Origin of the sequence: Kribbella sandramycini, assembly GCF_013131805.1 — a bacterium.
In the GTDB taxonomy this organism is placed as follows: Bacteria; Actinomycetota; Actinomycetes; order Propionibacteriales; family Kribbellaceae; genus Kribbella; species Kribbella sandramycini.
Map to the genome: position 1 here is coordinate 291,672 of NZ_JABJRC010000006.1, position 19,267 is coordinate 310,938.

At 68.8% G+C, this 19,267-nt stretch carries 14 protein-coding genes; 10 read left to right on the top strand and 4 right to left on the bottom strand.

Annotation, left to right across the window (positions count from 1 at the left end; genetic code table 11):
• The first annotated feature begins 76 nt into the window (after positions 1-76).
• The 5 genes from HPO96_RS24555 (at position 77) to HPO96_RS24575 (ending at position 7,328) form a co-directional block, all read left to right on the top strand.
• Positions 77-1,363 carry an ABC transporter substrate-binding protein gene (locus HPO96_RS24555; RefSeq protein WP_171676419.1) on the top strand — a complete coding sequence of 429 codons (1,287 nt, stop codon included), beginning with the start codon at positions 77-79 and terminating at the stop codon, positions 1,361-1,363.
• 241 nt (positions 1,364-1,604) lie between these two features.
• Positions 1,605-2,435, top strand: a complete 831-nt coding sequence (locus HPO96_RS24560) for a carbohydrate ABC transporter permease (protein WP_337796790.1) — start codon at positions 1,605-1,607, stop codon at positions 2,433-2,435.
• A complete protein-coding gene (locus tag HPO96_RS24565) occupies positions 2,432-3,253 on the top strand; it encodes a carbohydrate ABC transporter permease (protein WP_171676421.1) in 822 nt (273 codons plus the stop codon). Before HPO96_RS24560 ends, HPO96_RS24565 begins: the two co-directional genes overlap by 4 nt.
• The gene (locus tag HPO96_RS24570; RefSeq protein ID WP_171676423.1) at positions 3,250-5,265 is read left to right on the top strand and encodes an alpha-galactosidase; all 2,016 of its coding nucleotides are present in this window, start codon (positions 3,250-3,252) and stop codon (positions 5,263-5,265) included. Before HPO96_RS24565 ends, HPO96_RS24570 begins: the two co-directional genes overlap by 4 nt.
• On the top strand, positions 5,262-7,328 hold the full coding sequence (locus HPO96_RS24575; RefSeq protein ID WP_171676425.1) for an NPCBM/NEW2 domain-containing protein: 2,067 nt from the start codon (positions 5,262-5,264) through the stop codon (positions 7,326-7,328). Before HPO96_RS24570 ends, HPO96_RS24575 begins: the two co-directional genes overlap by 4 nt.
• Positions 7,329-7,394: 66 nt before the next feature.
• Here HPO96_RS24575 and HPO96_RS24580 read toward each other — a convergent pair whose 3' ends face one another.
• Positions 7,395-8,051 (bottom strand): TetR/AcrR family transcriptional regulator, encoded by a 657-nt coding sequence (locus tag HPO96_RS24580; RefSeq protein WP_171676427.1) that lies wholly within the window; start codon positions 8,049-8,051, stop codon positions 7,395-7,397.
• A 77-nt stretch (positions 8,052-8,128) separates the two neighbouring features.
• On the opposite strand from HPO96_RS24580, the gene HPO96_RS24585 reads away from it, so the two are divergent.
• Positions 8,129-9,289, top strand: coding sequence for an oxidoreductase (locus tag HPO96_RS24585; protein WP_171676429.1), 1,161 nt, complete (start codon positions 8,129-8,131; stop codon positions 9,287-9,289).
• Positions 9,290-9,300: 11 nt separating this feature from the next.
• Here HPO96_RS24585 and HPO96_RS24590 read toward each other — a convergent pair whose 3' ends face one another.
• Positions 9,301-10,764, bottom strand: a complete 1,464-nt coding sequence (locus HPO96_RS24590; RefSeq protein ID WP_171676431.1) for a beta-N-acetylhexosaminidase — start codon at positions 10,762-10,764, stop codon at positions 9,301-9,303.
• A 134-nt stretch (positions 10,765-10,898) separates the two neighbouring features.
• Positions 10,899-12,788: a glycoside hydrolase family 5 protein gene (locus HPO96_RS24595; RefSeq protein WP_171676433.1), complete on the bottom strand. Its 1,890-nt coding sequence runs from the start codon at positions 12,786-12,788 to the stop codon at positions 10,899-10,901.
• A 164-nt stretch (positions 12,789-12,952) separates the two neighbouring features.
• Here HPO96_RS24595 and HPO96_RS24600 point away from each other — a divergent pair, with 164 nt between their 5' ends.
• The 4 genes from HPO96_RS24600 (at position 12,953) to HPO96_RS24615 (ending at position 17,845) form a co-directional block, all read left to right on the top strand.
• Complete coding sequence (locus tag HPO96_RS24600; RefSeq protein WP_171676435.1) at positions 12,953-14,689, top strand: bifunctional metallophosphatase/5'-nucleotidase; 1,737 nt, start codon at positions 12,953-12,955, stop codon at positions 14,687-14,689.
• Between the two features lie 58 nt (positions 14,690-14,747).
• Entirely contained in the window at positions 14,748-15,254 is a 507-nt protein-coding gene (locus HPO96_RS24605) for a SigE family RNA polymerase sigma factor (protein WP_171676437.1), read from the top strand.
• Positions 15,251-16,420: a hypothetical protein gene (locus HPO96_RS24610; RefSeq protein WP_171676439.1), complete on the top strand. Its 1,170-nt coding sequence runs from the start codon at positions 15,251-15,253 to the stop codon at positions 16,418-16,420. Before HPO96_RS24605 ends, HPO96_RS24610 begins: the two co-directional genes overlap by 4 nt.
• Before the next feature lie 69 nt (positions 16,421-16,489).
• The gene (locus HPO96_RS24615) at positions 16,490-17,845 is read left to right on the top strand and encodes an alpha/beta fold hydrolase (protein ID WP_238355456.1); all 1,356 of its coding nucleotides are present in this window, start codon (positions 16,490-16,492) and stop codon (positions 17,843-17,845) included.
• Here the strand turns inward: HPO96_RS24615 and HPO96_RS24620 are convergent.
• On the bottom strand, positions 17,842-19,242 hold the full coding sequence (locus HPO96_RS24620) for a GH1 family beta-glucosidase (RefSeq protein ID WP_171676441.1): 1,401 nt from the start codon (positions 19,240-19,242) through the stop codon (positions 17,842-17,844). The two genes, HPO96_RS24615 and HPO96_RS24620, sit on opposite strands and share 4 nt — an antisense overlap.
• Between the last annotated feature and the right edge of the window lie 25 nt (positions 19,243-19,267).

Genomic DNA, 19,267 nt, shown 5'->3' on the forward strand with positions numbered 1-19,267 from the left:
GCTCGCCGCAAGATCGTCGGCAACACACCACTCACTCGACTGGCACGCTGGTCGAGCAGATCTCAGGAGTTCTGGCATGACGGGTCTGGCAGCGGATCGGCGTACTTTCCTCAAGGGGCTCGGGGTGCTCGGGGCGGCCGCCCTGGTGCCCGGATGCGCCACCTCGACGTCGAGTCCGGGGAGCGGGGGCAGCGCGGCAACTGGTGAGCTCTCGCTGCAGTCGAACCTGTCGGCCGAGCAGGCCAAGGGCGCGATGGAGAAGCTCGTCGCCGCCTACAACAAGACCGGCGGCGCCCAGGTCGAACTCAACACCGTCGCGTCCGAGATCTACCGGACACAGCTGCCGACGTACCTGACCTCGGCCAACCCGCCGGACGTCTACACCTGGTACGCCGGCTCGGTCGCCGACTCGTATGCGAAGAAGGACCTGCTGCTCGACGTGTCGAGCGTGTGGGAGGGCATGGGCAACTACTCGAAGGCGATGCAGACGCTGTCGACGAGCAGCGCCGGGCAGAAGATCTTCGTGCCGACCAGCTACTACTGGTGGGGCATGTTCTACCGCAAGTCGAATTTCGCGAAGTGGGGCGTCACCCCGCCGAAGACCTGGGAGGAGTTCCTCGCGGTCTGCAAGACCATTCAGAGCAAGGGCGTTCCGCCGATCGGTATCGGTCTCGGGGACACCCCGTGGGTGGCGTCGGCCTGGTTCGACTATCTGAACATCCGGATCAACGGCGCGCCGTTCCACCGCGACCTGCTGGCCGGGCGCGGGCGGTTCGACGACCCGAAGGTGAAGGCGGTCTTCACGAAGTGGCAGGAGGTGCTGCCGTACTTCGACCCGAAGGGGAAGTCGTTCCCGTTCCAGGAGGCGACCTCCGCGCTGCTCGGCGGGAAGACCGGCATGTTCCTGATCGGCACGTTCTTCGCCGACTCCGCGCCCAAGGACGCGCTGGACGACATCGACTTCTTCCAGTTCCCGATCATCGACCCCGCGGTGCCGGTCGCCGAGGAGGCGCCGACCGACGGGTACTTCGCGTCGAAGAAGGTCAAGGACCCCGAGGGCGTGAAGAAGTTCATGGCCTGGCTGGCGACCGCCGAGGCGCAGGAGATCTACGTCCAGAGCTCGTCCGGGACGGCGATCCCGGCGAACCCGGACGGCAAGTCCGCGGACACCCCGCTGGTGCAGAAGGGCAAGGCGATGATCGAGAGCGCCGCCGAGCTCACCCAGTTCTTCAACCGCGACTCCAGTGACGCCCTCCAGCCCACCGCCGACGCCGCCCTCACCAAGTTCCTCGACAAGCCCGACCAGATCGACGACATCCTCAAGACCTGGCAGGCGGCCGCCGAAAAGGTCTTCAAGGCGTGAGCAGGTTCGACGCAGCCGTCGCCCGCGCGCCCCGCCTGCGGCGGGACACGCGGGAAGGGAAAGACGGAGGGGGAGCAAGGCGCCCCGCTCCGTGGGCTGGGGTAGCCGCTGAGGAGGTGGTCGTGTGACTTCGACTGTTGTGGAGCCGGCGGCTCCGGCTCGGCGAGGCGGCGCCGGGGGCGCCTCACCTCGTCCCAAGCGTTCGAAGCTCCATCGGGTCTCGCCGCTGATTTTGGTGTTCGTGTTCGTGCCGTTCGTGGTTGAGGCGGTGTGGGTGTTCTGGCCGGCGTTGCAGGGGTTCTGGCTGGCGCTGACGAAGTGGGACGGGTTGTCGGCGCCGACGTTCGTTGGACTGGGCAACTTCCGGGAGATGCTGTCGGACCCGATCTTCGGGACGGCGCTGAAGAACACCGCGATCTGGCTGGTGCTGTTCGGCGGGCTCAGTGTGCTCGGCGGGTTCGGGATGGCGTTGCTGTTGCAGCGCGAGCGGCGCGGGGTCGGGATCTACCGGGCCGCGTTGTTCACGCCGGTGGTGTTCTCGCTGGTGGTGACCGCGCTGATCTGGCGGGTCTTCTACCAGCCGGACGGTCTGGTCGACTCGATCCTGCGGACGATCGGCCTGGGTGAGCTGATCCGGCCCTGGCTGGCCGATCCCGACACCGCCCTGTACGCCGTGATCGTGCCGGCCCTGTGGCGGCAGATCGGGTATGTCATGGTGCTGTACCTGGCCGGTCTGAAGGCGGTCGACCCGGCGCTCTACGAGGCGGCTCGCGTCGACGGCGCCAACGCCTGGCAGCGCACGCTGTACGTGACGATCCCGCAGCTCAAGGGCGTGAACTCCGTCGTCCTGTCGGTGATCGTGATCGACTCGCTCAGATCGTTCGACATCGTCTGGTCGATGACCAAGGGCGGTCCGTACCACTCCAGCGAGCTGCTCAGCACCTACATGTACTCGACGGCGTTCCAGTCCACGCAACTCGGGTACGCCTCCGCGCTGGCCGTGGTGATCTTCCTGCTCGCCCTGGCCGTCATCCTCGGCTACCTGATCCGCGCCTTCCGGGAGGAAGCATGAACCGGCTGAAGACGACCGGGTACCACCTGTCGATGGGGCTGATCTCGTTCCTGTGGATCGCGCCGATCCTCTGGGTGATCGTGATCTCGTTCCGCAGCTTCGACGACGTCGCGGCGAACGGGCTCGGATCGCTGCCGCGTTCGTTCACGTTCTCGACCTACGTGCAGGCCTGGCAGGACGCCGACGAGTTCCGCGCGCTGATCAACAGCCTGCTGGTGACGATCCCGGCGGTGCTGCTGAGTCTCGGGCTCGCGTCGATCGCGGCGTACGGGCTGGCGCGGTACAACATCCCGTTCCGGCGCACGGTGTTGCTGCTGATGCTGATGGGCAACCTGCTGCCGCCGCAGATCCTGCTGATCCCGATCTCGCGGTTCGTCGAGCTGATCGGGTACTACGACACGCTGATCGCGCTGATCGCGGTCCATGTCGGGTTCGGCCTCGGGTTCTACACGTTCGTCCTGCACGGCTTCATGCGGGATCTGCCCAAGGAGATCCAGGAGGCCGCGACGATCGACGGCGCCGGCCCGGGGAAGATCTACGCGAGTGTGATCCTGCCGCTGACCCGGCCGGCGATGGCCGCGCTCGGCGCGCTCTCGTTCACCTGGATCTTCAACGACCTGCTCTGGTCGATCACCGTCATCCGCTCCGGCGAGAAGATGCCGGTGACGCCCGCGCTGCTGGGCCTGCAAGGGCTGTTCGTGTCATCGTGGAACGTGATTGCCGCCGGCACCGTGATCGCCGCGGTCCCGACGGTGGCGGTGTTCCTGCGGTTCCAGAAGCACTTCGTCGGCGGCCTGGCGATCGGAGCGGTCAAGTGAAGACCTGGACGTTGCGTGGCGCAACCACCTCGTACGTCGTCGGCGTCCCCGACCACGGTCAGTGGGCACAGCTCGTTGCCTGGGGCCCACATGCGGTCGCCGGCGGCCCGTCCGTGGTCGCCCCGGTCGGTACCGAGCACTTCCTCCCGCGCGCCGACGTCGAACCCCTCGAGTACGCCGTCCGCGGCGTCCGCTACGCGGCCCCGGTCGACCTGGTCGTCAGCGGCCCCGACGGCTCGGACGAGCTGCGCCCGCTGTTCGTAGCGGCAGTTGAAGAAGCTGGTTTGGAGCTGGTGTTCGCCGATGCGGTGCGGGGTGTGCGGCTCTCGCTTCACTACCGCGTCGAGGGGGACGTGGTGGAGCGGTGGGTTGCTGTCGGCAACGACGGCGCCGATGCGCTGGTGCTGCATCAGCATGACTCGGCTGGGTTCACCGTACCCAGCGGCAACACGGTCAAGTACTTGTGGGGTGAGTGGAACAGCGAGTTCCAGCAGTCGTCGGTCGAGCTGAAGCGCGGGCGGTTCACCGTCAACAGCGCGCAGGGAATCACCGGGCATTCGTACTCACCGTTCCTTGCTGTCGGCGGGTACGGCGTCCAGCTCGCGTGGAGCGGTTCGTGGGAGCTGAGCGCGGACGCGGATACCACCGGCCAGATCCGGATTCAGGCCGGCCGGGTGTCGTCCAGCCAGGGGATCGAGTTGCCGCCGGGCGCGACCTGGACGTCGCCCAAGGCGGTCGGGGCGTGTAGCGCCGAGGGGGCCGACGGGCTGGCGCGGGTGTTCCACGAGTACGAGCGCGCGCGATCGCGGCGGCGGACGCCGAAGGTGCTGTACAACTCCTGGTTCGCGACCGAGTTCGACATCCGGGCCGAGCACCAGCTGGAGCTGGCGAAGCGGGCCGCCGGGATCGGCGTCGAGACCTTCGTGGTCGACGACGGCTGGTTCACCGGGCGGGTGGACGACGCGGGCGGCCTGGGCGACTGGGACGTCGACCCGGCGAAATTCCCGAACGGCCTCGACGGATTCATCGGGCAGCTGAAGGAGCTCGGGCTGGACTTCGGGTTGTGGGTGGAGCCGGAGTCGGTCAACCCCCGGTCGAAGCTGGCCGCCGAGCACCCGGAGTGGATTCTGCGGACGCCGGGCCGCGATCCGATCCTGGTCCGCAACCAGCTCCTGCTCGACCTCAGCCGCGACGACGTCGCCGAGTTCGTCTGGTCGACCCTGGATCGGCTGTTGTCGACGTACGACATCAGCTACCTCAAGTGGGATGCGAACCGGCCGCGCCTCGACGCCGGCGACCAGCGCCGCGATCTCGACGGCCGGGTCGTCACGAATCTGTACGGCGTCCTCGATCGGCTCCGCGCGGAGCACCCCGACGTGATCGTCGAGGGTTGCGCGGGCGGCGGGGCCCGGGTCGATCTCGGGATGGCGCAGCGCGTCGACACCCTCTGGCCGAGTGACAACACGGCGCCGCTCGATCGGCTGCAGATCCAGGAAGGCTTCCGGACCGGGTTCGCGCCGCATCTGATGAGCTCGTGGGTGACGGATGCCGAAGGCACCCATGACGGCCGGGAGCGATCGCTCGACTTCCGCTTCCATGTCGCGATGGCCGGCGTCCTCGGTATCGGCGCGGATCTGTCCCGCTGGACCGATGCTCAGCTGAAGACAGCGGCTCGGCATATCGAGCAGTACAAGGACATCCGCGACCTGGTTGTCAATGGCAAGGTTTACGGGTTGCCGAGCGGCGTCCAGTACGTCGGCGACCGGCGCTCCGTGGTGTTTCGGTGGGAGACCGGTGACGGCAACGTGCGCGGCACGCTGCCGCGCCGGGTACGGCGGCTCCCGCTGGCCGGGCTGGACCCGGCCACGAACTACCGGGTGGGGGCGGAGACCCTCCCGGGCAGCTATCTGCTGCAGGTCGGGGTCGAGCTCGACTCTGCCGACTCGCACTGCCTGGTCGTCGAGGCACTCGACGGACCACCGTTCCGCTCAACGGAAAAGGATGAGAGATGAAGCGACTCATGGGTGGGGTGATCGCGGCGGCCCTGGTGGCCGGCGCGTTCGCGGCCACCACGACGACCGCAGCTGTGGCGGCTCAGGCCACAGCTCCGGTCCTCAGCCCGACGCCCTACCAGGGCTGGAACACCTACTACGGTCTCGGTGGCGACTTCACCGAGGAGTCGATCAAGTCGGTCGCCGACTCGCTGGTCAGCCGTGGGCTGGCCAAGGCGGGGTACGACATCGTCTGGCTGGACGGCGGCTGGCAGGCCGACCAGTCGCGCAGCGCCGCTGGTGACCTGGTGCCGCACCCGGCCAAGTTCCCGAACGGGCTGAAGCCGCTGGTCGACTACATCCACGGCAAGGGCCTGAAGGCCGGGATCTACACCGACGCCGGTCCGTACATCCCGGGTAAGTGCGGTCTCGGCTCCGGCGGCTACTACCAGCGCGACGCGGACCAGTTCGCGGCCTGGGGTTTCGACGCGGTCAAGGTCGACTACCTGTGCGGTATCGCCGCCGACCTGGACCCGAAGACCGTGTTCACCGAGTTCGCCCAGGCGCTGCGCAACAACGCGAGCAAGCGGCCGATGATCTTCAACCTCTGCAACCCGGTCACCTCGCCGGACTGGGGCAACTACCCCGAGTCGCAGCAGTCGATCAACTCCTGGTCGTACGCGCCGGGGATCGCGCAGTCGTGGCGGACCTACACCGATGTCGGTTTCATGGGCGACATCAAGTTCAAGGACGTCCTGCGCAACTACGACGCCAACGCGCGGCACCCGGAGGTCGTGAAGCCGGGCGCGTTCTCCGACCCGGATTACCTGGCCCCCGAGCTCGGCATGTCGGACGAGGAGTTCAAGACCCAGCTGACGCTGTGGGCCGCGGCCGCCGCGCCGCTGGTGATCGGCAGCGACGTGCGCAAGCTGAGCGCGACGACGATCTCGATGCTGACCGACCCCGACGTCCTGGCGATCAACCAGGACAAGGCGGCGGTCCAGGCGGTTCGCGTCGGTGCGGCCGGGACGACGGAGACCTGGGTGAAGCGGCTGGCGGACGGCGGGCGTGCCGTCGTCCTGCTGAACCGGGGTGACAGCGCGAAGACGATCACGACGACCGCGAAGGCGGTCGGGCTGCACGGCGCCCGGTTCACGCTGAAGAACGCTTGGACCAACAAGGTCACCGAGAGCGCGGGCACGATCAGCGCAGCGGTTCCGGCGCACGGTACGGCGCTCATTCGCGTCGAGCCCGCGCGCGGTCTGCCCGGTGTCTCCCACGTCACGGCGGGTATTCCGCAGGTGACCAAGGTCGGCACGGATGCGCAGCCTGAGGGCTCCGCGCCGGTGGTTGCCGGTGGCGACGAGCTCACCGTGCAGGTGAACGTCCGCAACGACGGCCTGCTGCCGGTGCTGAAGCCGGCCGTCACCATTGCTGGTGGCAACGAATGGCGGGTCAAGCCGCTGACGAAGGCGCCGGTGCTGTTGGCCGGCGGCAAGCAGGCGACCTTCGCCTTCACGGTCCAACTGCCCGCCGGAGCCGCTCCGGGTAATGCGAGCCTGACCGCGACGACGGCGTACGAGGCGATCGGGTACGGCGTCCAGAAGCAGGCGACCGTCCTCGCGCCGGTCGTGGTCGCCCCGGCTCCGCCGGACGGGACCGTCCCGCTGTCGCACCACAAGTGGATCACCGCGACCAGCGGCTGGATGACCCCGGCCATCGACGAGAGCGTCGGCGGCGGCAACCCGATCAAGCTGACCGGTACGACGTACGCCACCGGCATCGGCGTCGCCTCGCCGTCCCTCGTCCGCTACTACCTCGGCAAGTCCTGCACCCGTCTGGCCGGCACCGTCGGCATCGACGACGTCGTCAACAACGTCGGCCCTGACGGCGGCACAGCGACCTTCCAGGTCGTCGGCGACGGCAAGGTCCTCTTCGACAGCGGCACCGTCGACCGCCACACCCCCAAGCCCTTCGACGTCGACCTCACCAACGTCCGGGTCCTCGACCTCGTCGTCGGCGACGCCGGCGACGGCGGCTACAACGACCGCGCCGACTGGGCCGCCCCCACCGCAACCTGCTGATTCACCCGAGGTGAAGGGGCGGCCCGTCCAGGGCCGCCCCTTTCTCGTCATGAGCCGGCGTCGCCATCAGCGAGCCAGCCGGTCGAGCAGTTCGGCCAGCAGCGCGTGTTCTCCCGATGTGAGGTCACCTGGGTCGTCGCCGAGCATCGCGCTCAGGGTGAGCGCGGCACTCGCGCGGGTCGCCGGGGCGTCTTGTGCGGTGGAGTTCAGCGCGCCGGCCAGCGCGGCCTCGCGGACGCGTTCGGACAGCCCGAAGTCCGGGACGGGTTGGGTGATCAACATCAGCGTGACGCCGATGTTCGCGGCGAAGAGCTGCTGGGCAGCGTCTTCCGCGGGCACCTTCAGCAGACCTTTCGTCGCCGCTTCGCTGAACCGCTCGCGTAACGCGGCATGGGCCGGAGCGGTGACGGCACAGGGCTTCCCCGGCTCGGCCCGGCCGTAGAGCAGGGCGTAGAACGACGGGTGCTCCAGCCCGAACCGCACATGCTTGTCCCACCCCTCGCGCAGGTCGCCGAGCGGGTCGCCCGAGCTCTCGACGGCCGTGTACTGGGTGAAGCCGTGGTTCGCCACGGCGTCGATCAGGCCCTGCTTACTGCCGAAATGGTGGTACAGCGTCGGCGCCTGCACGCCGGCCCGTTCGCACACGGCCCTGGTGGACACCGTGCCGGTGCTCTGCAGCAACTCCGCTGCGGCGAGGAGGAGTCGATCCCGTGCGTTCTGCATGTTGCTATATTAACTCATGTATCGCTATATTCAATACTATAGCGATACATGAGCATCTATAGCGCAGGGAGTGGTCCATGAAAACTTGGTTCATCACGGGTGGGACGCCGGGCGGATTCGGCCTGACCTACGCCGAGGCCGCGCTGCACCAGGGCGATCAGGTGGTGGTGACCGCGCGCCGGCCGGCTGAGCTGCAGGAGTGGGCTGCTCGCCACGGCGACCGCGCGCTGGTCCTCGAGCTCGACGTGACCGATGCGGAGCAGGTGCGAGCGGCGGTCCGGACGGCGGAGGAGCGGTTCGGCGGGATCGACGTACTCGTCAACAATGCGGGTCGCGGTTGGTTCGGCTCGGTCGAGGGCGCTCAGGACGAGATGATCCGCCGGACCTTCGACCTGAACCTGTTCGGGGTGGTCGAGGTGGTCCGGGCGGTACTGCCCGGGATGCGGGCCCGGGGCAACGGCTGGATCGTGAACATGTCGTCGGTGGCGGGCCTCGTCAGCGCCCCCGGGTTCGGCTACTACGCGGCGGCGAAGTTCGCTCTCGAAGGGCTGTCGGAGACTTTGCGTCACGAGGTCGAGCCGTTCGGGGTGCGGGTGCTCGTCGTGGAGCCGGGAGGGTTCCGTACCAAGGCCTACGCCGGCTTCCGGAGTGAGCCCGTCGACGAAACCGTTGCCGCCTACCTGCCGCTGGTCGAAAGTGTCAAGGCAGCGTTCGTCGGCCTGAACGGCAAGCAGGACGGCGATCCCGTGCGCGGTGTGCAGGCCGTGATCAGCGCGATGAACGCACCTGTTCCGCCGCAGCGACTCGTCCTCGGCAATTCTGGGTACGACGTCGTGGTCGCCATGCACGAGAACGCGCTCACCGAACTGCGCGCGAACGAGAAGCTCTCGCGGAGCGCGGACTTCGACACCGGCCTGAGCGCCGTCGCCGTCCCGAAGGCCGTCGAGAACTTCGTCGAAGCCACCAATTCCCATGACGTGGAGGCGCTGTTCGCGGTCTTCGGAGACGGCGCCGCCGTCCTCGACGACGGGAACACCTACCGCGGCGAGACCGAGATTCGCGCGTGGATCCGAACGCACCTGATCGAGCCCAAGATCGTGATCACGCCGACCTCGTTCGAGAACGACCGGCTGATCGCCTCGAACGCAGGCCGGTTCCCGGGGAGCCCGTTGACGTTCGCGTTCACCTTCGCGACGAAGGACGGCCTGGTCACCGGCCTGTCGATCGAACCCGTCTGATCGCCGCCGGGCTACTTCCAGCCGATCGCCGCGGACTTGAAGTATTCCCAGCCGTGGGCGCGCCAGAGGGGCGCTTGGCGGGCCAGGCGGTCGGCGTAGCCGGGCCAGGTGTCGGGGGTGTGGGACCAGGCCTTCTCCGCGGCGGCCGGGAGGCGGGGGAGCAGTAAGAACTCCAGGTCGGACCGGGTGGTGACGGTTTCGCACCAGATGGCGGCTTCGACCCCGGCCAGTTGGGTGTCGGAGGTTGCGCCGGGAGTTGCGTCGAGGGGATCCCAGTCGTAGCCGTCCTGGATGGTGGTCGGCGGGTAGTGGGGGAGACCGACCCGGCGGCGTTGTTCCTCTTGGCCGGGGTCGGTCGACGAGTCGCCGTGGGGGCGGTCGAAGTACAGCCACTTGTGGGCCGAGACGAGGATGGGGGTTCCTTGGGCGTGGGCCTTGGGGAGGTCTTGCTGGGCCTTCTGCAGGTGCTCCACCAGGATCGGTAGCAGATCTGCGGGGACCTCGACACTGGTGGTTGATGCCAGCAGTTCGGTGGTTTCGATCCAGTACTGGACGACGTCGGCCGGGTCGAGGTCGGCGCGAGCGATCTCCTGCCAGCCGATGACTCGTTTGCCACGGGCGCGGATGCGGGCCGCGGCCTGTTCGACGAAGGCGGCGTGGGCGGCGTCCGGCATCCCCCAAGCCTCGTCGCCGCCGAGGTGGACGTAGGCGCTCTGCGGGAACTGGGCGATCACGGCGTCCAGGACGTCGTCGACGAAGGACCAGGTCGCGGGCCGGTCGGGATCAAGGGTGCCGAGTTGCAGCTGGATGTCGTCGCCGACGTCGATGGTCCGGATCTCGGTCGGGGCGAGCTCGGGGATGCTGCGGAAGACGGCCTGGCTGTGGCCGGGCATGTCGACCTCGGGGACGAGCGTGACGAACCGCTCGGCGGCGTACTGGACGAGGTTCGCGACATCCGCCCGGGTGTAGTGGCCGCCCGGACGATCGCCGATCGCGCCCGTCGAGCCGAACTTGACCAGCTCCGGCCGCGACGGCACCTCGAATCGCCAGCCCTGGTCGTCGGTGAGGTGCAGATGCAGGACGTTCAGCTTGTAGAGCGCGCATATGTCGATCACCCGCCGCACGGTCTCCGGCGGATGGAACGTCCGGACGACGTCGAACGACAACCCCCGCCACGCGAACCGCGGCCCGTCCACGATCCGCTGACACGGCACGGCGTCCCCGTGCAGCGCGACGAGTTGCCGCAACGTCGTCAGCCCGCGGAAGACGGCCTCGTCCGACGGCCCCCACACCCGAACCCCGTCCGCGGTGATCTCCACCCCGTACCGCTCGTCGACGTCCACCCCATCCGCCCGCAACCCCGCCGCGGCCGGCACCCCCTCCAGCCCGCCCGCCTCGATCGTCACCTGCACGGCGTCCAGATCAACCGTCGTCGTGCCATCGCCGAGGCTGACCTCGAACGGCTTGGGAATCATGTCGGGCTCCAACGGCTAGGGGGAAGCGGACCGCCAACACTCACCAACTTAAGCGCGGGAAGGTTCCCCACGCTCAGCCGCGGCGGGATTGGTGCTCCGAATTGGAGTTGGTGAGTGGGGGCGGTCCGGGGCCGTCAGGTAATGCTCCGGCAGTAGAGGGCGTCGGGGGTGCCGGAGGCGCCTACTCGGGTGGTGAAGGCGATGCCGGCGACGTGTTCGTTGTCGGCGCATTGGCCTTTGTAGTGGCCGGAGGCGAAGTCGGCGCCGCGGGCGGCGCCGCGGTTGTCGGAGCGGTCGAACCAGAGGGTGCGGCCGGTGGGGGAGAGGGATTGGGAGGTGGCGGTGCAGAGGAGGGAGGAGACGCGGGCGCCGCGGACGGCGTAGCCGGTGGCGAAGTGGCCGGGTGGGCATTGGAACTTGGTGTAGCCGGAGGCCCAGTCGGGGGAGACGTGGCGTTCGTCCCTGACGACCTCGTAGGTGCTGACGGCAACTGGGCCGCCGGAGGTGCAGAGGCCGCGGTTGCCGGTGTGGGAGAGACCGACGAGGCGGAGGCCGTCGGGGCAGGCGGCTTTGCGGGCGCCGTTGTCCCAGTCGCCGGCGGCGCGCATGCGGAGCGACTGGACGAAATCGCCGTGGTCGGGGCTGAGCATCTTCCAGACCGTCGATGTCGGTACGGCGCCGGTGCGGGACGGCGCGTTGATCAGACGGCTCCAGGCCGAGGCGCGCCAGTCGTCACCGTCGTACAGGCCCATCCGTTGGCCGGCGGAGTCCCAGTGCAGGAGGGCCCAGCCGTTGCCGGTGCGGTTCTGGTGCCAGCCGACGAGCGGCCAGTAGGCGAAGTCGGCGTCGCTGCGGATGAGGTGGTCGACGAACCGCTCGAACCACGCGCGCGGTTTGGCGCCGGTCTCCTCGCGGCCGCCGACGCCGAACTCGCTGATCCAGACCGGCGCGGTGAAGTGGCCCTCCTCGCCGCTGACGAAGAGCGCCTGCCGGTTCACCTCGCTGATCAGCTCCTCCGGGGAGAGGTCCTGGTACCGCGGGTCGCTGGTCTCGCCCGTCCCGGTCGCGCCGCTGTGCCGTGGGCCGGTGTAGCCGTAGAAGTGTGCGGCGTACACGAGTTTGTTGGAGGCGACCAGTGTGTGCGAGAGCGTCCGGGCTGGGGTGAGCGTCGGCCGGTCGTGCGGGAAGCCGTCGACCGGGATGCCGGTCCAGTTGATGCCCTCGACAACGATCAGCAGCTTCGGGTTGGCCTCGGTGAGGATCCGGTCGCCGAGCCGCTGGGTGGCCGCGAACCAGTCGTGATCGTTGCCCCAGCCCCAGTTCGGGTCGTCCAGGATGTTCCGCCGGACCTCGTTGTAGAGATCGGCGCCGACGACCCGCGGATTGGTCCGGTAGCGATTGACCATCAACAGCCAGTCGCTCTCCCAGGTCGCGGCCGACTGACTGGTGTTCCAGCGCTCGTTGCCGTCGACCCCGCAACACCAGCGGGTCGTGTTCGTGTGATTGTTCAGGACGACCGCGAAGCCGGCCGCGGTGAGCTCCTGGACGACGACGTCGTACACCTGGAGCGGTGTCTTGCCGCGCAGGCCCGGGTTGGCCGCGACGGCCGCGTCGGTGACCGGGCGGCTGTCGTGGACCATCTCGTTCGAAAACGGCAGCCGGATGCTGTTCAGGCCGAGCTCGGCGAAACCGCCGATGATCGAGCCCATCGACGCGCGGTCGAGACCGAGCGGGATCCGGTTGCCGTTCTCACCGGCGTGATGGCTGGCGTTGTCGTTCTGATCGCCGGAGCCGTTCCAGGTGCCGCTGGCGCCGTGCCAGTTGCCGGACTTCAGCCGGAAACGATTCCCGTCGGCGTCGACGATCCAGCGGCCGCGGGTGCTGAGTGGCGCACTCCAGGCCGGCACCAGCTCCACCGCCGCGGACGCCGAAGCGGGCGAGGACGGCGCGGCGGCGGCCGGGGTGACGGGGAGGAGTAGAAGGGCGAGAGTGACGAGAGTCCGGACGGCGGTGCTTCCGCGCATGGCTCACCTGTCCCCAGGTCGTGGTGGGCGGGGTGATGGCCGGAAGCTTCGCGGGACCGCCGGCCACCACGCAGTCATTGGACCAGATCCGGCCGGGCGTGGGGAGACCGATGTCCACGGCGAATTCTTTCCATGTTCCTTTGTGTGCGGTTAGATAATTTCCCATGCAGCTACGAACACTGACAGCGCTCCTCGGAATCGCCGTCGCCGGGCTCGTCCCGGCGCCCGCGGCCGCCGCCCCCGACCCGGTCGACGTTCAGCTTCTCTCGATCACCGACTTCCACGGCTACCTCCGCCCGCCGTCCCCCGCGGACGGCGGCACGATCGCCGGCCCCGGTGGCACCCAGGTGGTCGGCGGCGCCGCCTACCTGGCCACCCACCTCAAGAACCTCCGGCAACCGAACTCGATCCGGTTCGCGAACGGCGACAGCTTCTCCGGCTGGCCGTTCGAGGTCGACGCGCACGCCGACGAGCCGACGATCGAGGCGCTGAACGCGCTCGGGATCGAGTTCTCCAGCGTCGGCAACCATGAACTGGACGTCTCGAAGAGCTTCCTCGTCGACCACATGGCGCGCGGCAAGTGCTTCGGCCGGCCCGGCGTCGACAGTTGTTTCACCGACTCCACCGGACGCCGGTTCCACGGCGCGGACTTCGGATTCCAGTCGGCCAACATCGTCGATGCGAAGGGCCGTCCGATCGTGGCGCCGTACACGATTCGCTGGGTGCGCGATCATGGGCGCAGCTACCCGGTCGGCTTCATCGGGCTGACCGTCCCCGACACGCCGGTCGGATCGACGTCGTACCAGCCGGAGCTCAAGGCGCTCGACCCGCTCGATGCGGCGAACCGGGCGGCGGCCGAGCTGACCCGGCGCGGCGTGAAAGCGATCGTGCTGAACATGCACGACGGCGGGACGGACGCGTCGCCGACGTACAACGACTGCGTGAACCCGACCGGCCCGGCGATCGAGCTGGCCCGCAAGGTGACACCGCAGATCGACGCGATCGTCACCGGGCACTGGCACGCCGCGTTCAACTGCAGCATCCCGGACCCGGCCGGCAACCCGCGCCCCGTCGTCGAGGCCGCCAATCACGGCCGGCTGATCAGCGAGATCAACCTGCGCCTCGACCGGCGGACGGGTGAGGTCTTGCGCGATCGGACGACATCCACCAACCACCCGGTCACCCGCGACGTCACACCGGATCCGAAACTGCAGCGGATCGTCGACCACTGGACCGCGGCAGGTGACCGCAAGTACGCCGAACCGGTCGCGACCATCACCGGCGACTTCACCCGGACGCCGAACGCGGTCGGCGAGAGCACCATGGCTGACCTGGCCGCCGACGTCCATCTGTGGACCGCCCGCGGCCAGGCCGACCTGGGGATCGTGGCCGCCAAGCCCGCGGCCGGTAGTACTGCGTTGCGTGGCGACCTGCTGGTTGCCAACAGCGGCAAGCCGGGTGATGTGGACGGACGGGTGCTGCTGGGGGAGTCGTGGGAGGCCTACGGCTATGGCAACCCAGTGCTGACAGTGGGGCTGACCGGCGCGCAGCTGGACGCCGTACTGGAGCAGCAGTGGCAGACGCAGACGAACGGCACAGTGAAGTTCGCACCGCTCGCAGCTTCGGCCAATGTCACCTACAGCTTCGATGCGAGCCGTCCGGTCGGTGATCGGGTCGCACCGGCCGACGTCCGAGTCAATGGCGCGCAGTTGGACCCGACGCGCACCTACCGGGTGGCGGCGCTGGCGTACACGGTGCTCGGCGCTGACGGCTACTCGGCGTTCAAAGCCGCGACCGGCCCCGTACGCACCGACACTGATCACGAGACCTTCGCGGCGTACCTGCGCGCCCACGAGGTCCTCACACCGGCACCTCTGACGAGAGTCACGCAAAAGGGCTGACAACCCTTTCCCCACGCGCTCCGTACTGATCGGTGACGGAACGAGTGAGGGGAAGCGAATGGCAGCACGGGACGAGGAGTTCAGCGAGTACGTCGCCCAGCGGCGTACTCAGCTGCGCCGCATCGCCTATCTGCTCTGCGGCGACGTGCACAAGGCCGAGGATCTGGTCCAGACGGCCCTGATGAAGCTGTACGTCGCCTGGAACCGCGTGCAGCGCAGTGGCAACGTAGATGCCTACGTACGCCGGATCCTGGTCAACTCCGGGATCGACGAGAGCCGCCGTCCGTGGCGCCGTGAGAACGCCGGCCTGGACGGTCTCGACCCGGTGGCCACCGAAGGCCTCGCGTTCGAGGACCGCGGCGCCCTACTAGCGGCGCTGAACACCCTGCCGTCCGGCCAACGCCGTGTCGTCGTACTGCGCTTCTTCGTCGGTCTGACCATCGAAGAGACCGCCACCGACCTGCACTGCTCCACCGGCACGGTGAAGAGCCAGAGCTCCCGTGCCCTCGCTCGACTGAACGAACTACTGACCCCGGACTTCCGGGCCGTAGGAGGCCCCCGATGATCGACGAGAAGACCCTTCAGGAACACCTCCTGGCCACCGCAGCCGAGCAGGACGACCTGCTCCCGCGCGACCTCGCCGACGACCTCGCCGCCGGCCGCCGCCGCCTACTCCGCCACCGCCTCGCCACCGGAGCCGCCGCCCTCCTCACCACAGGCGCGGTCCTCGCCGCAACACTCGGCGTCACCGGTGCCCTGCACCAGGCAAAGCCGGAGGAGGTCGCGCCCGCCAAGCCGCAGCAGGTTCAGGCCACCACTGACCTCGACACGGTCATCACCGGCCTACTGACCAAGCACTTCGACCCGGGTGAGCAACATCTCGGCTACGGCCTGCGCCCCTTCAAGCTCGTGACCCGCACCGGGTACCGCGGCACCCTGCGGGAGGTGCACTGGGGAGCGAAAGGCGACTGGCGGGCGGGAGCCCTGAAGGTCGGTCTGTTCAACTCGACCAAGCCCGACGAGCAGCGCTGCGGCAGCTACTACGAGCGCTTCCCAAAGCCGCTGATCTGCAAGCCGGTCACGCTCCCCAACGGCCGAACGGCGGAGCTGGGCCGCCAGGGCGGCAAGGCCGAGCTCAGGTACGTCCAGCCCAGCGGGGACATCGTCTACGTCGCCGTGGACCCCAGCACCTTCGGCGACGGCTCCAGGATGGGCATCACTGACGCCAAGCTCTTCGCCTTCGCGACCGACCCGGCCCTCGTACTTCCTGAGGTCACTTCCGCCCAGCGCGAAGCCGCTGACCTGCTCACCGGTCACCTGCCCGTGGCGTCCCAGATCGATGCCGCCGCCCTCAAGATCCTCGGCGGCGATCTCCGGCCTCTCGACATCCTTCGTGACTACCCGGGCGAGTGCTCCTTCCGCATGGACTGGCTCAAGGCCGGCGTGAAATCCCGCATCGAGTTCGGCGTGACCCCCCGACCGATCGCCGGAACCTGTTCAGACTTGTTCAGAACCCCGACCTGCACCAAGATCGCCGACGCCGAGCTCTACGAACGCACCACCAGCGCCTTCGGCATCAGATTCACCGAGTACGGCGCCACCCGCCGCACCCCGGACGGTCACCGCGTCTGGGTCCTGGTCACCTACACCGCCGCCAAGCGCCCACCCACCGGAATCACCCAGCAGCAACTCCTGGCCGTACTCGCCCGCCCCGAACTCGAGTTGAGGTAGCCCGTGCGCTACCCCGGAGCGGGCGTGGTGCCGAGCGACCGCGCGCCTAGCCGGGCCTAGCGTCGCAGTATGTGGAAACTCGCGGTGGTGGTGGGTCTGGTGGCGGGTGGGATGACGCCGGTCGTTGCTAAGGGCATCGATTGGGAGCCGTGTCCGGAGTTGCGGGGGATGGAGTGCGCGACGGTTCGGGTGCCGCTGGATCATCTGAAGCCGGACGGCCGGACGGTCGGGATCGCGATCTCGCGGTTACCCGCGGAGCCGGGGCGGCGGCGTGGCGTCCTGCTGACGAATCCGGGCGGGCCGGGCGCTCCGGGGATCGGGTACCCGCGCGACCTCCAGCACCTCCTCGGGGACGTGGCGAAGCAGTACGACGTGATCGGGATCGACCCGCGATTCATGGGGGCGAGCGAGCCGGCGGACTGCGGCCCGGTGCGGATCGCCGACGTTTTCCGGTCCGCGCGGAGCCGGGCCGAGTTCGATCGGGCCGCGCGGCTCGCGAAGGGGTTCGTCGGGCGGTGCCGGGACGACCGCCTGGAGTACGCGGGGATTCGGGACGTCGCGCGGGATCTGGATCTCGTTCGGCAGGCCTTGGGCGTGGCGAAGATCTCGTACTACGGGGTCTCGTGGGGCGCCGATCTCGGCGTCGTCTACAGCCAGCTGTTCCCGGGGCGGGTGGATCGGATGGTTGTCGACAGCGTGACGGATGTCGAGGGCTCGGAGTACCGGCATCTGGCGACCGGGGAGCGGGCCGAGGCAGCGTTCGACGAGTGGGCAGCGTGGGCGGCCTGGCGGGATGACGAGTACCGGCTGGGGCGGACGGGGACGCAGGTGCGGAAGACCGTCACCCGGTTGATCGAGCAGGCGGCGCGGAGGCCGGTCGGGGTTGGCGGGTATCGGCTGGACGGCGCGGCGATGCCCTGGGTGGTGCAGCTGGGAATGGGCGACGAGAGCGAGCGGGAGTTGGCGGCGCGCAACGTGCGCCAGTTGCTCGACGCGGCCCAGGGCAAGCCGGTGACGCCGTCGGCGGAGTTGGCCGGGTGGTTGCGGCAGTACTTCGAGGTCGATCCGGCCGTCTCCCGGTTCGCGGCGGCGTCGGTGGCGTTCACCTGTAACGACAACGGCTGGCCGCGGGGGCCCGCGCAGTACTGGCGGGACGTGCAGCGGACGAAAGAGCGTGAGCCGCTGTTCCACACGACGTTCCTGCCGTGCGCCTACTGGACGCAACGGACGGCGGAGCCGGAGCTGCAGATCGGCACCGACGTACCGATGCTGATCGTGCAGGCCGAGCGGGACAACATTCCGCTGCGCTGGGCCCAGGAGCTGCACGCGAAGCTGCCGAAGTCGACCCTGAAAACAGTCGACCGCCGTGCGCATGGTGTCTATGAACACCTGCGCACGACGGTCAACGAGTACCTCGGCTCTTAGCGGTTCGAGCGGTGCCGCTCGGCGATCTCCTTGAGGTAGAGCGCGCTCTGCTTCGGGGTGCGGACCTGGGTGTCGTAGTCGACGCGGACGATGCCGAAGCGCTTGACGTAGCCGTAGGCCCACTCGAAGTTGTCGAGGAGGGACCAGGCCAGGTAGCCGCGGATGTCGGCGCCCTGGTTGATCGCTTCGGCGACGGCGGCCAGGTGCGAGGTGAAGTACGCCGTCCGGCCCTCGTCGGCGACGAAGCCGTTCTCGTCGGGGGTGTCCTCGAAGGCGGAGCCGTTCTCGGTGATCACCATCGGCAGGCCCGGGTAGTCCTTGGCGATGCTGACCAGGAGGTCGGTGAAGCCTTCGGGGACGATCTCCCAGTCCATCGCGGTGCGCGGCTTGTTCAGCGGGATGGTCCGGCTGACCGGCAGGCCGTCGTCCGTGGTGGTCTTGCCGTCCTCGTCGAACCCGCTGAACTTCTGGCTGAAGTAGTAGTTCACGCCGAGGACGTCGATCGGGGCCGCGATCAGCTCGAGGTCGCCCTTCTGGATCGGGAGCTCGGCGCCTTCGGCGGCGAGGTCGGCGACCACGTCGGCCGGGTAGTGGCCGTGGACGAGCGGGTCGAGGTAGATCCGGCGGCCCATGCCGTCGGCGCGGCGGGCGGCGTCGACGTCCGGCGCGGCGTCACTGGCCGGGTATGCCGTGGCGACGTTCAGCGTGATGCCGATGTCGAGTTTGCGCGGCGAGGCCTCCCGCATCCGGGTGGTGGCCAGACCGTGCCCGAGCAGCAGGTGGTGGACGGCCTCGATCGCGCGCGGGAACTCGCGACGGCCGGGCGCGTGCGCGCCGTAGGCGTAGCCGAGCATCGCCGAGCACCACGGCTCGTTCAGCGTGGTCCAGGTGTTCACCCGGTCCTTGAGCGCGTCGAACACCATCATCGAGTAGTCCGCGAACCGGTACGCCGTGTCCCGGTTCGGCCAGCCGCCGGCGTCCTCGAGCTCCTGCGGCAGGTCCCAGTGGTACAGCGTCACCCAGGGGTCGATGCCCTGGGCAAGCAGCTCGTCGACCAGTTTGTCGTAGAAGGCCAGGCCGGCCGGGTTGACCGGGCCCTTGCCGTGCGGCTGCACCCGCGGCCAGGCCACCGAGAACCGGTAGGTGTCCATGCCGAGGCTCTTGATCAGCGCGACGTCCTCGGGCATCCGGTGGTAGTGGTCGCAGGCGACGTCGCCGACGTCGCCGTTGTCGATCGCGCCCGGGGTGTCGCAGTAGGTGTCCCAGATCGACGGCGTGCGGCCGTCCTCGGCGATCGCGCCCTCGATCTGGTACGCCGAGGTCGCGACGCCCCAGCGGAAGTCGGCCGGCAGACCCGCGATCAGATCAGCCGCCCCCGAGACGGAAGTCGTACTCATATTTGCCTTTCGCAGAACAGTAGGA

Coding starts and splice junctions, on each gene's coding strand:
- HPO96_RS24585 (WP_171676429.1), top strand. CDS start 8,129: ATGAAAACTTGGTTCATCACGGGTGGGACGCCGGGCGGATTCGGCCTG.
- HPO96_RS24595 (WP_171676433.1), bottom strand. CDS start 12,788: ATGCGCGGAAGCACCGCCGTCCGGACTCTCGTCACTCTCGCCCTTCTA.
- HPO96_RS24575 (WP_171676425.1), top strand. CDS start 5,262: ATGAAGCGACTCATGGGTGGGGTGATCGCGGCGGCCCTGGTGGCCGGC.
- HPO96_RS24580 (WP_171676427.1), bottom strand. CDS start 8,051: ATGCAGAACGCACGGGATCGACTCCTCCTCGCCGCAGCGGAGTTGCTG.
- HPO96_RS24600 (WP_171676435.1), top strand. CDS start 12,953: ATGCAGCTACGAACACTGACAGCGCTCCTCGGAATCGCCGTCGCCGGG.
- HPO96_RS24610 (WP_171676439.1), top strand. CDS start 15,251: ATGATCGACGAGAAGACCCTTCAGGAACACCTCCTGGCCACCGCAGCC.
- HPO96_RS24555 (WP_171676419.1), top strand. CDS start 77: ATGACGGGTCTGGCAGCGGATCGGCGTACTTTCCTCAAGGGGCTCGGG.
- HPO96_RS24590 (WP_171676431.1), bottom strand. CDS start 10,764: ATGATTCCCAAGCCGTTCGAGGTCAGCCTCGGCGATGGCACGACGACG.
- HPO96_RS24620 (WP_171676441.1), bottom strand. CDS start 19,242: ATGAGTACGACTTCCGTCTCGGGGGCGGCTGATCTGATCGCGGGTCTG.
- HPO96_RS24615 (WP_238355456.1), top strand. CDS start 16,490: ATGTGGAAACTCGCGGTGGTGGTGGGTCTGGTGGCGGGTGGGATGACG.
- HPO96_RS24565 (WP_171676421.1), top strand. CDS start 2,432: ATGAACCGGCTGAAGACGACCGGGTACCACCTGTCGATGGGGCTGATC.
- HPO96_RS24605 (WP_171676437.1), top strand. CDS start 14,748: ATGGCAGCACGGGACGAGGAGTTCAGCGAGTACGTCGCCCAGCGGCGT.